Source organism: Streptomyces sp. NPDC086077 (genome assembly GCF_040686175.1).
Taxonomy (GTDB): Bacteria; Actinomycetota; Actinomycetes; order Streptomycetales; family Streptomycetaceae; genus Streptomyces.
On the sequence record NZ_JBFBJT010000184.1, the window covers coordinates 1 to 12,519 of the forward strand.

Consider the following 12,519-nt stretch of genomic DNA (forward strand, 5'->3'; position numbering starts at 1 on the left):
CTCACTACTGCTCCTGGGTTTCTTAGGAGTTGTGGTCCAGGCCGAGCAGGCCCTGCCACTACTGCTCTGGGAGGTTGGGGCTCAGCCCTCGACCGTGACGCCCATGGAACGCGCGGTACCGGCGATGATCTTCGCGGCGGCGTCCAGGTCGTTGGCGTTGAGGTCGGGCATCTTGGTGGTGGCGATCTCGCGGACCTGCGCCTGGGTGATCTTGGCGACCTTGGTCTTGTGCGGCTCGCCGGAGCCCTTCTCGATACCCGCGGCCTTGAGGATCATCTTGGCGGCCGGCGGCGTCTTGGTCACGAAGGTGAACGAGCGGTCCTCGTAGACCGTGATCTCCACCGGGATGACCCAGCCACGCTGCGACTCGGTCGCGGCGTTGTAGGCCTTGCAGAACTCCATGATGTTGACGCCGTGCTGACCCAGCGCGGGGCCGACCGGCGGGGCCGGGTTGGCGGCACCGGCCTGGATCTGGAGCTTGATGAGCCCCGTGACCTTCTTCTTCTTGGGAGGCATAGCTCTCCGGGTCCTTTCGATTCGGGTCTACCGTCCACCGAGTCGCGTCTCGGCAGAAGGCATACCGCACAACGATAACGGGTATAGATGCGCGGCTAAAAACCGTGCAGGTCAGACAGGCTCCGAGAGCCCACCTGACCTGCGCGGAAGCGGTATGTCCAGAGGGTCAGTTCTTCTGGATCTGGTCGAAGGAGAGCTCGACCGGCGTCTCCCGGCCGAAGATCTCCACCAGGCCCTTGACCTTCTTGGAGTCGGGGTTGATCTCGTTGATCGTCGCCTGCAGCGTGGCGAACGGGCCGTCGGTGACGGTGACCGAGTCGCCCACCTCGAAGTCCAGCACCTGGACCTCGACCTTGCGCTGCGGCGCCGGCTTGCCCTCGGCCTCGGCGGCCTCGCGGGCGGCCTTCTCCTCCGCCTCCGGGGCGAGCATCTTGACGATCTCGTCCAGGGTCAGCGGGTACGGGTCGTAGGCGTTGCCGACGAAGCCGGTGACACCGGGGGTGTTGCGGACGACGCCCCAGGACTCGTTCGTCAGGTCCATGCGGACCAGGACGTAGCCCGGGAGCTTGTTCTGCTTGATGGTCTTCCGGTCGCCGTTCTTGATCTGGACGACCTCTTCCTGCGGCACCTCGGCCTGGAAGATGTAGTCCTCGACGTTCAGCGAGACGGCGCGCTGCTCCAGGTTGGTCTTCACGCGGTTCTCGTAGCCGGCGTAGGTGTGGATCACGTACCACTCGCCCGGCAGGGTCCGCAGTTCCTGACGGAGCTTCTCGACGGGGTCGAGCTCGGACTCGGGCTCGTCGGCGAGCTCGTCCTCCACGTGCACGGCGGCTTCCTCGGCGGGCTCACCCGCGGCGGCGTCGGCAGCCTCGGCCTGGTCCAGGTCCTCGTCCGCACCCTCGACGATGTCGAGCTCGTCTTCCACGGACTCGACCGGCTCGATGGCGTCGTCGTTCACGTTCGGGTCAGACACGGTGGCTGCTTCTTCCTGGATACAGAGGGGTGGAACACGCGAAAGGGGCGCCGGGTCCCGGCGCCCTTCGCTCTTGGCTCAGCCGAAGACGTACTTCGCGGCATGGTCGAGCCCATAGTCAATCACGGTGACCAGTCCGATCATGACGACAACGAAGATGATCACGACAGTCGTGTATCGCGTCAGCTGCGTGCGGGAGGGCCAGACGACCTTGCGGAGCTCGGCGACGATCTGCCGATAGAAGAGGGCGAGGCGCTTCAGCGGGCCCTTCTTGGCACGCTTGCCACCCTTGCGGGTCTTCTTCTCCGGTGCCTCATCCTGAGCATCAGGCGTGTCGATGGAGCCCACGGCGTCCGTCATTCGTCCTCACCTGATCCCGGGTCGTGGCCGTGCCGCGCCCGGTTTGAGCCGCACGGCGGTGCAATGCTGTACGTACCTGCGCACACATCCTGGCGGTGTGTGTAGCAGGGCCGGAGGGACTTGAACCCCCAACCGCCGGTTTTGGAGACCGGTGCTCTACCAATTGAGCTACGACCCTTTGTGTGTCCCCCAACGTACCGCATCCAACCGGATGCTCGGTGTGCACCGGTCGAGCGCGGGCTCGGTGGAGGCCAACGAGGTGAGAGTGTACGTGGTCCTGGGCCGGGCGTCGAACAGAAATGGCCCGTGCGCCCCGCGCTCCCGGCAGATCATCGCCACCCGGCACGCGGCCCGGCCGAAGATCGCCGAGGCCACCCGATGTATCCGGACTGTTGTTCAACGGTTTGCCCCGGGCTGTTCAGTCCGTGAAACCTGTGTGCCGGGCCGGTTTCCGGTCTGAAACGATGGACTCATGAGCGCTGCAACCCCACCCACCGAGCGCCGGGTCTCGGCCCGCATCGGCGCGATCTCCGAGTCCGCCACCCTCGCCGTGGACGCCAAGGCCAAGGCCCTGAAGGCCGCCGGGCGTCCGGTGATCGGATTCGGCGCCGGCGAGCCCGACTTCCCGACCCCCGACTACATCGTCGAGGCCGCGATCGAGGCCTGCAAGAACCCCAAGTTCCACCGCTACACGCCGGCCGGCGGCCTGCCCGAGCTGAAGGCCGCGATCGCCGCGAAGACGCTGCGTGACTCCGGCTACGAGGTCGACGCGTCCCAGGTCCTGGTCACCAACGGCGGCAAGCAGGCCATCTACGAGGCGTTCGCCGCGATCCTCGACCCGGGCGACGAGGTCATCGTCCCCGCCCCGTACTGGACGACGTACCCCGAGTCGATCCGGCTGGCCGGCGGTGTCCCGGTCGAGGTCGTCGCCGACGAGACCACCGACTACCGGGTCAGCGTGGAGCAGCTGGAGGCCGCCCGCACGGAGCGGACGAAGGTCGTCCTCTTCGTCTCCCCGTCCAACCCGACCGGCGCGGTCTACTCCGAGTCCGAGACGGAGGCCATCGGCCGCTGGGCCGTCGAGCACGGCCTGTGGGTGCTCACCGACGAGATCTACGAGCACCTGGTCTACGGCGACGCCTCGGCCGTCTCGATGCCGGCCGTCATGCCCGAGCTGCGCGACAAGTGCATCGTGGTCAACGGCGTCGCGAAGACGTACGCCATGACCGGCTGGCGGGTGGGCTGGATCATCGGCCCGAAGGACGTCGTGAAGGCCGCGACCAATCTCCAGTCGCACGCCACGTCCAACGTCTCGAACGTCGCCCAGGTGGCCGCCCTGGCCGCCGTCTCCGGCGACCTGTCCGCCGTCGAGACGATGCGCGACGCCTTCGACCGCCGCCGCCGCACGATCGTCCGGATGCTCAACGAGATCGACGGCGTGCTCTGCCCCGAGCCCGAGGGCGCGTTCTACGCGTACCCGTCGGTGAAGGCCCTGATCGGCAAGGAGATCCGCGGCAAGCGCCCGAAGGACACGGTCGAGCTGGCCGCGCTGATCCTGGAGGAGGCCGAGGTCGCGGTCGTCCCGGGTGAGGCCTTCGGCACGCCGGGCTACCTGCGGCTGTCGTACGCCCTGGGTGACGAGGACCTCGTCGAGGGCGTGAGCCGCATCCAGAAGCTGCTGGCGGAGGCGCGCGACTGACGTTCCACGACGTCGTCGTGACGCCCACGCGCGCGTGACGGGCCGTTTCCCGCAGGGGAGACGGCCCGTTCTTTCGTGTTTTCGTGCGAGCAAGACCACTAACGGGGAAAGCGCTGGAGGGACGAGCAAGCCGTACGGCAGGATCCTGGAATGGAACGTGTACGTGATGTCTCCGACCTCCCGAAGGCCCATCTGCACCTGCACTTCACCGGCTCCATGCGGCCGGGCACCCTGCTGGAGCTGGCCGACAAGTACGGCGTCCGGCTGCCCGACGCGCTGACCGACGCCCTGGTCGGCGGAGAACCGCCGAGACTGCGCGCGACGGACGAACGGGGCTGGTTCCGCTTCCAGCGCCTGTACGACGCCGCGCGCTCGTGCCTGAGGCAGCCCGAGGACATCCAGCGGCTGGTGCGGGAGGCCGCCGAGGAGGACGTGAGAGACGGCTCGGGCTGGCTGGAGATCCAGGTCGACCCGACCTCGTACGCGCCGCGCCTGGGCGGTCTCATCCCGGCGCTGGAGATCATCCTGGACGCGGTGGAGGCTGCCATGCGGGAGACCGGGATCGGGATGCGCGTCCTGGTCGCCGCGAACCGGATGAAGCATCCGCTGGAAGCCCGCACGCTGGCCCGTCTCGCCGTCCGCTACACCGCCCGGGGCGTGGTCGGCTTCGGGCTCTCCAACGACGAGCGGCGCGGCATGGCCCGCGACTTCGACCGTGCCTTCGCCATCGCCCGTGAGGGCGGTCTCCTGTCGGCCCCGCACGGCGGCGAGCTGACCGGCCCCGCCTCGGTCCGCGACTGCCTGGACGACCTGCACGCCGACCGGGTGGGCCACGGAGTGCGCGCGGCGGAGGACCCACGCCTGCTGAAGCGCCTGGCCGACCGCGGCGTCACCTGCGAGGTGTGCCCGGCGTCGAACGTCGCCCTCGGCGTCTACGAGAAGCCCGAGGACGTCCCCCTGCGCAAGCTGTTCGAGGCCGGCGTCCCGCTGGCGCTGGGCGCCGACGACCCGCTCCTGTTCGGCTCGCGGCTCGCGGCCCAGTACGAGATCGCCCGCGAACACCACGGCTTCACGGACGCGGAACTGGCCGAGCTGGCCCGCCAGTCGGTGCGGGCGTCGGCGGCACCGGAGGAGACGAAGAAGCAGCTCCTGGCGGGCGTCGACACCTGGCTCACCTCGGACGTGCCCGCCGCCGTCAGAGGCTGACGCCCACCGTCACCGGCTCGTTGACCAGGGTGATCCCGAAGGCCTCACGCACCCCGGCGACGACCTCGCGGGCCAGCGCCAGCAGGTCCTCCGTGGTCGCCTCGCCGCGGTTGGTGAGGGCGAGGGTGTGCTTGGTTGAGATCCGGGCCGGACCGGTGCCGTACCCCTTGGGGAAGCCCGCCTTGTCGATCAGCCAGGCGGCGGAGGTCTTGGTGTGCCCGTCCCCGGCCGGATACGCCGGCGGCTCCACGTCCTCGCCGAGGCGCTCCCGCACGCGCGCGTGGAACGCGGCGAGCTGGGCGTCCGTGAGGATCGGGTTGGTGAAGAAGGACCCGGCGGACCAGGTGTCGTGGTCCTCGGGGTCGAGCACCATGCCCTTCCCGGCGCGCAGCTTCAGCACCGCGTCGCGGGCGTCGCCGAGCGGGACCCGGTCCCCTGGCCGGACCCCCAGCGCGCGGGCCGTCTCGGCGTAGCGGAGGGGTCCCGACAGCCCGCCCGCGTCCTCCAGCCCGAAGCGGGCGCGCAGGACGACGTACCGCTCGGGGTCGGCCTTGAAGCGGCTGTGGCGGTAGGAGAACCCGCACTCGGCGTTCGTCAGGGTGACCGTCTCACCGGCCGTGCGGTCGTAGGCGATCACCTCGGTGATGGTGGAGGAGACCTCCTGGCCGTACGCCCCCACGTTCTGGATCGGGGTCGCGCCGGCCGACCCGGGGATCCCGGCCAGACACTCGACACCGGCGAGCCCGGCCTCCACGGTGCGTGCGACGGCGTCCGTCCACACCTCACCGGCGGCCAGCTCCAGCCGCGTACCGGACAGCTCGAAGCCACGGGTGGCGATGCGCAGGGCCGTCCCGTCGAAGCCCTTGTCCCCGACGACCAGGTTCGACCCGCCTCCGACTACGAGCAGCGGCGTCCCGGTGGCATCGGCCTCCCGCACGACCTCGACGACTTCGGCGTCGGTCGTCGCGGTCACCAGCCGGGTCGCGGGACCGCCCAGCCGGAACGTGGTCAACGGGGCGAGGGGAGCGTCGTGGAGTACCTGCACGCGCCCAAGACTACGAGACGGCACCGACACGACCGACAGGCGCGCGTCGCCCCCGGCTCCGGTGACCGGGCACGCGCGCGGGGGCGCTGCCGCGGCGCCCCGGGATGACCAGGGCGGCGACCCTCGCGAGGGCCACCACCCCGGCGCCCACCATGATCGCCGGCCGCAGCCCGTCCACGGACGTCTGCGCGGTCTCGTACCCGCCCCGCGCCGCGAAGATCGAGGACATAACCGCGATGCCGAGCGCGCCACCCACCTCGCGCAGGGCGTTGTTGGCGCCGGAGACGATCCCCTGCTCCTCGGGTGTCACGCTGCACATCACCAGGGCGGACGCCGGGGCGAAGAACAGGGCCATGCCGATGCCGCTGAGGATCAGGCCGGGCAGCTGGGCGGCGTAGGAGGCGTCGGCCGTGATCACGGACGCGAGGTAGCCGAGCCCGGCGGCCTGCAGGAAGAGCCCGGCGGCCACGACCGGCCGTCCACCGACGCGGTCGGAGAGGATCCCGGCGATCGGCGCGACCAGCATCGGCATCCCGGTCCACGGCAGCATCCGCAGCCCCGCCTCGGTCGGCGAGTACCCGAGCACGCCCTGCATGTACTGGCGCGCCGAGGGAGTCAGGGGCAGCTTGGGGGTACGGGGCGGCTCGGGGCACGGAACGGGCTGCATGAGTAAGGGGCGCCCGCCAATGGCGAACGCCCCTTACTCCCGCTGGGTTCAGGCCAGTCGGACGACTGCCCGGGACATGCCCAGCACCTTCTGGCCGGCGCTGGTCGCCGTGAGGTCCACGCGGACCGTGTGGTCGTCGAGCTTGGCGGCCACCTTGCCGCTGACCTCGATCATGGCTCCCTGGTCGTCGTTCGGGACGACGACGGGCTTGGTGAAACGGACGCCGTACTCGACGACCGCGCCCGGGTCGCCGGTCCAGTCGGTGACCACGCGGATCGCCTCGGCCATGGTGAACATGCCGTGCGCGATGACGTCCGGCAGGCCCACCTCCTTGGCGAACTTCTCGTTCCAGTGGATCGGGTTGAAGTCCCCGGAGGCGCCCGCGTACCGCACGAGTGTGGCACGGGTCACGGGGAAGGTCTGCGCGGGCAGTTCGGTGCCGACCTCGACGTCGGCGTACGCGATCTGGGCGGTCATCTGCTCACGCCTCCTCGGCCGCGCGGGCCACCAGCTTGGTCCAGGCGGTCACGACGTGCTCCCCGGCCTCGTCGTGCACCTCCCCGCGGACGTCCAGGATGTCGTTGCCGGCCATGGACTTGATGGCCTCGATGGTCGAGGTGACCGAGAGCCGGTCACCGGCGCGCACCGGGCGGCTGTAGGCGAACTTCTGGTCGCCGTGCACCACCCGGCTGTAGTCCAGGCCTAGCTTCGGGTCGGCGACGACCTCCCCCGCGGCCTTGAAAGTGATCGCGAACACGAAGGTGGGCGGGGCGATCACGTCGGGGTGGCCGAGGGCCTTGGCGGCATCCGGGTCCGTGTAGGCCGGGTTGGCGTCTCCCACCGCCTCCGCGAACTCACGGATCTTCTCCCGTCCCACCTCATAGGGGTCGGTGGGCGGGTAGGTCCGCCCCACGAAGGACTGGTCGAGCGCCATGGCTCGGTACCTCCTGGTTTCTGCTCTGGTCGACCGGTGAACGACGGCTCCTCGAGGGGCCGTGCTGCGTGAGCACCGCGCCGGTCAACCGTATAAAAGGCCGCCGAAGCCGATGGCGCTCGGTGGCCACGCCGGCCGAAAGGGTGACCGAGAAAAGCCACGAGACCGCCCCCCTGAACAGCGGGGACGGCCTCGTTTGATGAGTCCTGCGAGATGTACTGGCCTGCGTCAGCGCGTTTCGCGGTGCGCGGTGTGCGCGTTGCAACGCGGGCAGTGCTTCTTCATCTCAAGACGATCCGGGTTGTTACGCCGGTTCTTCTTGGTGATGTAGTTCCGCTCCTTGCACTCCACGCAGGCCAGCGTGATCTTCGGGCGGACGTCGGTGGCAGCCACGTGAGTGCTCCTTGACGAACGGGTAGGTTAATTCAACGCAAGAAAGAGTAGCCGATCGAAGGACCGACCCCGCAATCGGCTACTGTCAGTAGCGGTGACCGGACTTGAACCGGTGACACAGCGATTATGAGCCGCTTGCTCTACCGACTGAGCTACACCGCTGTGATGCGATCGGAGCCCGCCTGACGGCGGGAACCTCACACACCAGAGCCCCAAAACGGAATCGAACCGTTGACCTTCTCCTTACCATGGAGACGCTCTGCCGACTGAGCTATTGGGGCGAGCGATGAAGACATTACACGCTCGGCCGCCGTTCACCCAAATCCGTTTCTCCGCCCTTGTCGGGCCCCCGTCGCGCGCCTCCCAGCTGCCCCAAAAGCCCCTGCGCAGGCGTCCTCCGCGGGCGGACCACACCGGTACGACTATTGCGCTCCTCCGCGCCACGGGCCGGAGGCCGCCATAGGCTCGACTCACTCTGCGTGATCTTGCGTCATGACGCGGCGGGTACGTCATGAGCCCCGTCCGGACCCCGAGCCCTGATCCCAGGCCCTGCCCCGAGCCCCGATCCCGAGCCCTGGAGCGCGATGCCCGACAGCCAGCCGCAGCCGCCCCCTTCGTCGCCGTTCCCGCCGGGCTCGGGACAGGGCGACGGGAACTCCCTGCTGTTGTGCGGCGCGCGGCTGACCGACGGCCGTACGGTGGACGTCCGGCTGGGCGGCGGGCGTATCGAGGCGGTCGGCACGACCGGCAGCCTCGGTGGCTCCCGCGGCGGCGCCGGCGGTGGCGGTGGCACCAGCGGGGGAGGTGGTGGCGGCCGGGTAGACCTCAGCGGCTACCTCCTCCTGCCGGCTCCGGTCGAAGCCCACGCCCACGCCGACACGGCCCTGTCCGCCGACGGTGAGGGCCCGGTCTCGTACGACCCCCAGGACGTCCAGCGCCGGGCGACCGAGGCGACGCTGCTGCAACTCGGGCACGGGGCGACCGCGCTGCGGGCGCAGGTACGGGTCGGTGACGTCCCTGGGCTGGGCGCGCTGACCGCCGTACTGCGGGCGCGGCGGTCGCTGCGCGGGCTCGCGGAACTGACGACGGTGGCGATGCCGCGCCTGCTCACCGGGGTGGCCGGGGCGGACGGGCTCGCCATACTGCGGGACGCGGTGAAGATGGGCGCCTCCGTGGTGGGCGGCTGCCCCGATCTCGACCCCGATCCGACGGGCTATGTGGAGGCCGTACTGGAGGTCGCCTCCGAACAGGGCTGCCCCGTCGACCTGCACACCGACGCGACCGACCCGGCCCGCCTCGCCCGTCTCGCCGCGATGGCCGGCGGTCTGCGCCCCGGCGTGACGATCGGGCCCTGCGGCGGCCTGGGCGACCTGCCCACCGACGTGGCGTCCCGCACTGCCGACCAGTTGGCGGCGGCGGGCGTGACCGTGGTGTGCCTGCCGCAGGGCGGCTGCGCGGGCTCCGACCGGCGCGGAACGGCTCCGGTACGGCTGCTGCGCTCCGCCGGCGTACGTCTCGCCGCCGGCAGCGGGGCCCTCCGGGACACCTCGAACCCCGTGGGCCGCGGCGATCCCCTGGAGGCCGCGTACCTCCTGGCCTCCCACCACGGTCTGCGCCCCGAGGACGCCTACGACGCGGTCAGCACCGCGGCCCGCGCCGCCCTGGGCCTTCCGGAGGTGCGCGTGGAGGCGGGTTTCCCGGCCGAACTGCTCGCCGTCCGCGGCGACCGGCTGTCCGGTGCCCTGTCGCTGGCGTACAGCCGGATCGTGGTGCACCGGGGGCGCGTGGTGGCACGGACGAGCGCGGTACGCGAGTACTGCAACTCGGCCGTGTCGGCGGAGCTGGGGTTGCCCCGGCAGGGGCGGGGAGAGGTGTCGTAGAGCACGGCCCGGGACACCGCCCGTCGCGTACGGCGAATGCCGCCGTTCGGGCGTACGGTCGGAAGCATGCGCATTGTCATCGCTGGAGGTCATGGACAGATCGCGCTGCGGCTGGAGCGTCTGCTCGCCGCGCGCGGTGACGAGGCCGCGGGCATCATCCGCCGCGCCGAACAGGGCGACGATCTGAGGGAGGCGGGCGCCGAACCGGTCCTGCTGGACCTGGAGTCGGCCACCGTCGAGCAGGTCGCGGCGCATCTGCAGGGCGCCGACGCGGCGGTGTTCGCGGCGGGCGCCGGTCCCGGCAGCGGTGTGGAGCGCAAGGACACGGTGGACAAGGCGGCGGCGGTGCTGTTCGCGGACGCGGCGGTCCGGGCCGGCGTACGGCGCTTCCTGATCGTCTCCTCGATGGGCGCCGACCCGAACCACCCGGGCGACGAGGTCTTCGACGTCTACCTGCGCGCCAAGGGGGAGGCCGACGCGCACGTCAGCCGCCAGCAGGCGCTGGACTGGACGATCCTGCGTCCCGGCCAGCTGACGAACGACGCCGGCACCGGCCTCGTCCGCCTGGAGGCGCAGACCGGTCGCGGCCCGATCCCGCGCGACGACGTGGCCGCCGCACTGGTCGAGCTGCTCGAAACCCCCGCCACGGCGGGCCTGACCCTGGAGCTGATCAGTGGCTCGACTCCGGTCTCGGTTGCCGTGAAGTCGGTGGCCGGTAACTGAGTTCGGACGGCCCTTGGACTTGCGTCCTCGCGTCGGGCGGCCACACGGGTCTCAGAAGAGCGGCAGTTGTCCGGGGAACTCCGGCACGACGTGTCCGTCCAAGGACGGTTGCACCGCTCCCAGTTGGGCCTGGCGACGCGACCCGGGGCACGAGACGAGCCGACCGCTCTCTCGGGCACCGGGAGGGTCGTGCCGGGCGAAGCGCCCCGCGACGACGGCGATCTCACGACGGCACTCGGGGCAGGTCCTGCGGCGGGAGGAGCGGAAGCTCATGGGGCCAGTGTGCCCGAACACCCCTTCGCACCCAGCACCCGGACACGCACAGACCCGTGCAGGGAGACCAACGGCCCCGAGTATGCAAGCGGCCTGAGCCGCCGTAAGTCAGTCAGTCAGTCCGGCGCCTGCGGCGGCGGCGGCGCCACTGCCCGCCCGGCTTCCACGGCCCGCAGGTCCTTCTTCCCGGCTTTGCCCTGCTCGGCGAGTGCCGCGTCCGAAAGCGCGACCCGGGCCCGGTCGACGTCCGCGTACACCCCTTGCAGTACGAGGAGTTCGGCACTCCGAACGGGAACGGTGGGGTCCTGTCCGCCCAGAGCTGTCAGTTCCAGGCAGACACGGGCCTGGCTGAGCAGCGCCGCGCAGAACGCGAACGGCGCCATGATCGTCATAGGACCACCGATCAGGGCCCCCTGGGTGACGACCCGGCGCTTGCCCCGGCTGAGCAGCAGGTCCTGCAGTTCGGCCATGGTGGCGTCGGGGTGCGCCGCGCGCGTCATGGTCACCGAGCGTGCGGCGGCCGGGCCCATGTGACGGACGGCGTAGGACGCGAGGGTCTCAGGCAGCCGCTGCGGGTCCGCGACCGCCGCCTTCAGCACGGATCGCGTGAGGGCGGCGTCCTGGAGCGTGTCCGTGTCGTCGTCGGGAGTGGGGTGCGGCACGGGTCATCCCACCCCACGGTCGCGGCGCAGCCGCCTTACGGCGCCGAGAGGGCGGCGAGCACGGAGCATGACGAGAGGTCCGGGAGACGGCAAAGGCGACATAATCCGTATCTAGCACAAGTGGGGCGAGCGGACGGTCGGGGTGATGGCCATCCCGCTCTCCCTCTGCCGCCGGGACCAAGCATCCTGGCTCCGTGGGCTGCGGTAGCGGGCGGACACGTCCGCTCAGATACTGGAGACCCGCCCTGAGGAGATCCTCATGGTTGACCACGCGGCCATGGAGCGTTGCTGGACGGCCCACACGGACGGCGAGTTCGTGAATCTGGACCTGCAGGCCACCATGAGCACGATGACCGACCATCCGACCGTGCTCCATGTGCCCACCGCCATGGGCGCCAGCGGACGACGCGAGGTCTCCGACTTCTACTCCCGCTGGTTCATCGGCCACAACCCCGCCGACTTCGCTCTGCGGTCGGTCTCCCGCACCGTCGGGGACGATCGGGTCGTCGACGAGCTGATCGCCTCCTTCACCCACGACATCGAGGTCCCCTGGATCCTGCCGGGCGTGAGGCCGACCGGCCGGGCGGTACAGATCCCCGTCGTGGCGATCGTCGCCTTCCGCGACGGCGCCATCGACAGCGAGCACATCTACTGGGACCAGGCGGCCGTCCTGGCCCAGACCGGTCTGATCGATCCCGCCCTCGCGGCGCGGTTGCCGCTCCTACCGGACCAGGCCGCCGCCATGGACACCGGAACCAGGTTCAACGAGCTGGCCCTGCGTTCGGACTGAAGCGGCGTTCGGCCACGCACGAGAAACCCCCTCCGACCTGCCGTTACGGCTGATCGAAGGGGGTTTTCCCCAGTGTGGCGGCGCCAGGATTCGAACCTGGGAAGGCTGAGCCGGCAGATTTACAGCGGGCCCAGTCCGGTCCTTCCCACCTGCGGATTTCCGTGGAGAAGTCTCCGCCGGGGGACGCCTGGGGGAGCAAGCGCCCTGACGGCTGCTTCAACGTGCCATCCCAAATCACCACTCACGTGCCACGCGGCTCGTGCAACGTCGACGGGAACACCACCCGGCCCGCCTTGGAGGCGACCACTGCTTCCCCCTTAGGCGCCTCCGCTTCCGAGAGTGCCTTCCAGGCGGCGAGGGTGAGTCGGCTGAGCCCCGGTATCCGCTGCGAATGGATC

14 protein-coding genes, 3 tRNA genes and 1 pseudogene are annotated in these 12,519 nt (G+C 70.4%); 5 read left to right on the forward strand and 13 right to left on the reverse strand.

The window, feature by feature from the left end; all coding sequences use genetic code 11:
- Positions 1-81: 81 nt before the first annotated feature.
- The 4 genes from rplK to AB0O67_RS33105 all read right to left on the reverse strand — a co-directional run bounded on the left by rplK (position 82) and on the right by AB0O67_RS33105 (position 2,027).
- A complete protein-coding gene (gene rplK / locus AB0O67_RS33090) occupies positions 82-516 on the reverse strand; it encodes a 50S ribosomal protein L11 (protein WP_263211552.1) in 435 nt (144 codons plus the stop codon).
- A gap of 166 nt (positions 517-682) precedes the next feature.
- Positions 683-1,489 (reverse strand): transcription termination/antitermination protein NusG, encoded by an 807-nt coding sequence (gene nusG / locus AB0O67_RS33095; RefSeq protein ID WP_365458340.1) that lies wholly within the window; start codon positions 1,487-1,489, stop codon positions 683-685.
- A 78-nt stretch (positions 1,490-1,567) separates the two neighbouring features.
- On the reverse strand, positions 1,568-1,849 hold the full coding sequence (gene secE / locus AB0O67_RS33100; RefSeq protein WP_365458343.1) for a preprotein translocase subunit SecE: 282 nt from the start codon (positions 1,847-1,849) through the stop codon (positions 1,568-1,570).
- A 105-nt stretch (positions 1,850-1,954) separates the two neighbouring features.
- Positions 1,955-2,027 (reverse strand) — tRNA-Trp (locus tag AB0O67_RS33105).
- Between the two features lie 294 nt (positions 2,028-2,321).
- Here AB0O67_RS33105 and AB0O67_RS33110 point away from each other — a divergent pair.
- Together AB0O67_RS33110 and AB0O67_RS33115 are read left to right on the forward strand one after the other, a co-directional pair.
- The gene (locus AB0O67_RS33110) at positions 2,322-3,548 is read left to right on the forward strand and encodes a pyridoxal phosphate-dependent aminotransferase (RefSeq protein WP_365458346.1); all 1,227 of its coding nucleotides are present in this window, start codon (positions 2,322-2,324) and stop codon (positions 3,546-3,548) included.
- A 150-nt stretch (positions 3,549-3,698) separates the two neighbouring features.
- Positions 3,699-4,754 carry an adenosine deaminase gene (locus tag AB0O67_RS33115; protein WP_365458349.1) on the forward strand — a complete coding sequence of 352 codons (1,056 nt, stop codon included), beginning with the start codon at positions 3,699-3,701 and terminating at the stop codon, positions 4,752-4,754.
- Here AB0O67_RS33115 and AB0O67_RS33120 read toward each other — a convergent pair.
- From AB0O67_RS33120 to AB0O67_RS33150, 7 genes and pseudogenes are all read right to left on the reverse strand, one after another.
- A complete protein-coding gene (locus AB0O67_RS33120; protein ID WP_365458352.1) occupies positions 4,744-5,799 on the reverse strand; it encodes a UDP-N-acetylmuramate dehydrogenase in 1,056 nt (351 codons plus the stop codon). The genes AB0O67_RS33115 and AB0O67_RS33120 overlap by 11 nt on opposite strands.
- A gap of 10 nt (positions 5,800-5,809) precedes the next feature.
- A pseudogene (locus AB0O67_RS33125) lies at positions 5,810-6,400 on the reverse strand (MFS transporter); the annotation flags it as partial.
- Positions 6,401-6,514: 114 nt separating this feature from the next.
- Positions 6,515-6,943, reverse strand: a complete 429-nt coding sequence (locus tag AB0O67_RS33130; protein WP_365458355.1) for a MaoC family dehydratase — start codon at positions 6,941-6,943, stop codon at positions 6,515-6,517.
- A gap of 4 nt (positions 6,944-6,947) precedes the next feature.
- A complete protein-coding gene (locus AB0O67_RS33135; RefSeq protein WP_365458358.1) occupies positions 6,948-7,400 on the reverse strand; it encodes a MaoC family dehydratase N-terminal domain-containing protein in 453 nt (150 codons plus the stop codon).
- A 228-nt stretch (positions 7,401-7,628) separates the two neighbouring features.
- Entirely contained in the window at positions 7,629-7,793 is a 165-nt protein-coding gene (gene rpmG, locus AB0O67_RS33140) for a 50S ribosomal protein L33 (protein WP_003948671.1), read from the reverse strand.
- A gap of 89 nt (positions 7,794-7,882) precedes the next feature.
- A tRNA-Met gene (locus tag AB0O67_RS33145) sits at positions 7,883-7,955 on the reverse strand.
- A 46-nt stretch (positions 7,956-8,001) separates the two neighbouring features.
- Positions 8,002-8,074: transfer RNA gene (locus AB0O67_RS33150), tRNA-Thr, on the reverse strand.
- 303 nt (positions 8,075-8,377) lie between these two features.
- On the opposite strand from AB0O67_RS33150, the gene AB0O67_RS33155 reads away from it, so the two are divergent.
- Complete coding sequence (locus AB0O67_RS33155; RefSeq protein ID WP_365458361.1) at positions 8,378-9,673, forward strand: amidohydrolase family protein; 1,296 nt, start codon at positions 8,378-8,380, stop codon at positions 9,671-9,673.
- 66 nt (positions 9,674-9,739) lie between these two features.
- Complete coding sequence (locus AB0O67_RS33160) at positions 9,740-10,396, forward strand: NAD(P)H-binding protein (RefSeq protein WP_365458364.1); 657 nt, start codon at positions 9,740-9,742, stop codon at positions 10,394-10,396.
- A 51-nt stretch (positions 10,397-10,447) separates the two neighbouring features.
- Here AB0O67_RS33160 and AB0O67_RS33165 read toward each other — a convergent pair whose 3' ends face one another.
- Positions 10,448-10,669 carry a hypothetical protein gene (locus AB0O67_RS33165; protein WP_365458367.1) on the reverse strand — a complete coding sequence of 74 codons (222 nt, stop codon included), beginning with the start codon at positions 10,667-10,669 and terminating at the stop codon, positions 10,448-10,450.
- Positions 10,670-10,785: 116 nt separating this feature from the next.
- Positions 10,786-11,331, reverse strand: coding sequence for a hypothetical protein (locus AB0O67_RS33170; protein ID WP_365458370.1), 546 nt, complete (start codon positions 11,329-11,331; stop codon positions 10,786-10,788).
- Positions 11,332-11,590: 259 nt separating this feature from the next.
- Here AB0O67_RS33170 and AB0O67_RS33175 point away from each other — a divergent pair, with 259 nt between their 5' ends.
- Complete coding sequence (locus tag AB0O67_RS33175; protein WP_365458373.1) at positions 11,591-12,121, forward strand: nuclear transport factor 2 family protein; 531 nt, start codon at positions 11,591-11,593, stop codon at positions 12,119-12,121.
- The last annotated feature ends 398 nt before the right edge of the window (positions 12,122-12,519 follow it).

Excerpts from the sequence above, each read along its gene's own strand:
- rplK (WP_263211552.1), bottom strand. The coding sequence starts at position 516 with ATGCCTCCCAAGAAGAAGAAGGTCACGGGGCTCATCAAGCTCCAGATC.
- secE (WP_365458343.1), bottom strand. The coding sequence starts at position 1,849 with ATGACGGACGCCGTGGGCTCCATCGACACGCCTGATGCTCAGGATGAG.
- AB0O67_RS33110 (WP_365458346.1), top strand. The coding sequence starts at position 2,322 with ATGAGCGCTGCAACCCCACCCACCGAGCGCCGGGTCTCGGCCCGCATC.
- AB0O67_RS33115 (WP_365458349.1), top strand. The coding sequence starts at position 3,699 with ATGGAACGTGTACGTGATGTCTCCGACCTCCCGAAGGCCCATCTGCAC.
- AB0O67_RS33130 (WP_365458355.1), bottom strand. The coding sequence starts at position 6,943 with ATGACCGCCCAGATCGCGTACGCCGACGTCGAGGTCGGCACCGAACTG.
- AB0O67_RS33135 (WP_365458358.1), bottom strand. The coding sequence starts at position 7,400 with ATGGCGCTCGACCAGTCCTTCGTGGGGCGGACCTACCCGCCCACCGAC.
- AB0O67_RS33155 (WP_365458361.1), top strand. The coding sequence starts at position 8,378 with ATGCCCGACAGCCAGCCGCAGCCGCCCCCTTCGTCGCCGTTCCCGCCG.
- AB0O67_RS33160 (WP_365458364.1), top strand. The coding sequence starts at position 9,740 with ATGCGCATTGTCATCGCTGGAGGTCATGGACAGATCGCGCTGCGGCTG.
- AB0O67_RS33165 (WP_365458367.1), bottom strand. The coding sequence starts at position 10,669 with ATGAGCTTCCGCTCCTCCCGCCGCAGGACCTGCCCCGAGTGCCGTCGT.
- AB0O67_RS33175 (WP_365458373.1), top strand. The coding sequence starts at position 11,591 with ATGGTTGACCACGCGGCCATGGAGCGTTGCTGGACGGCCCACACGGAC.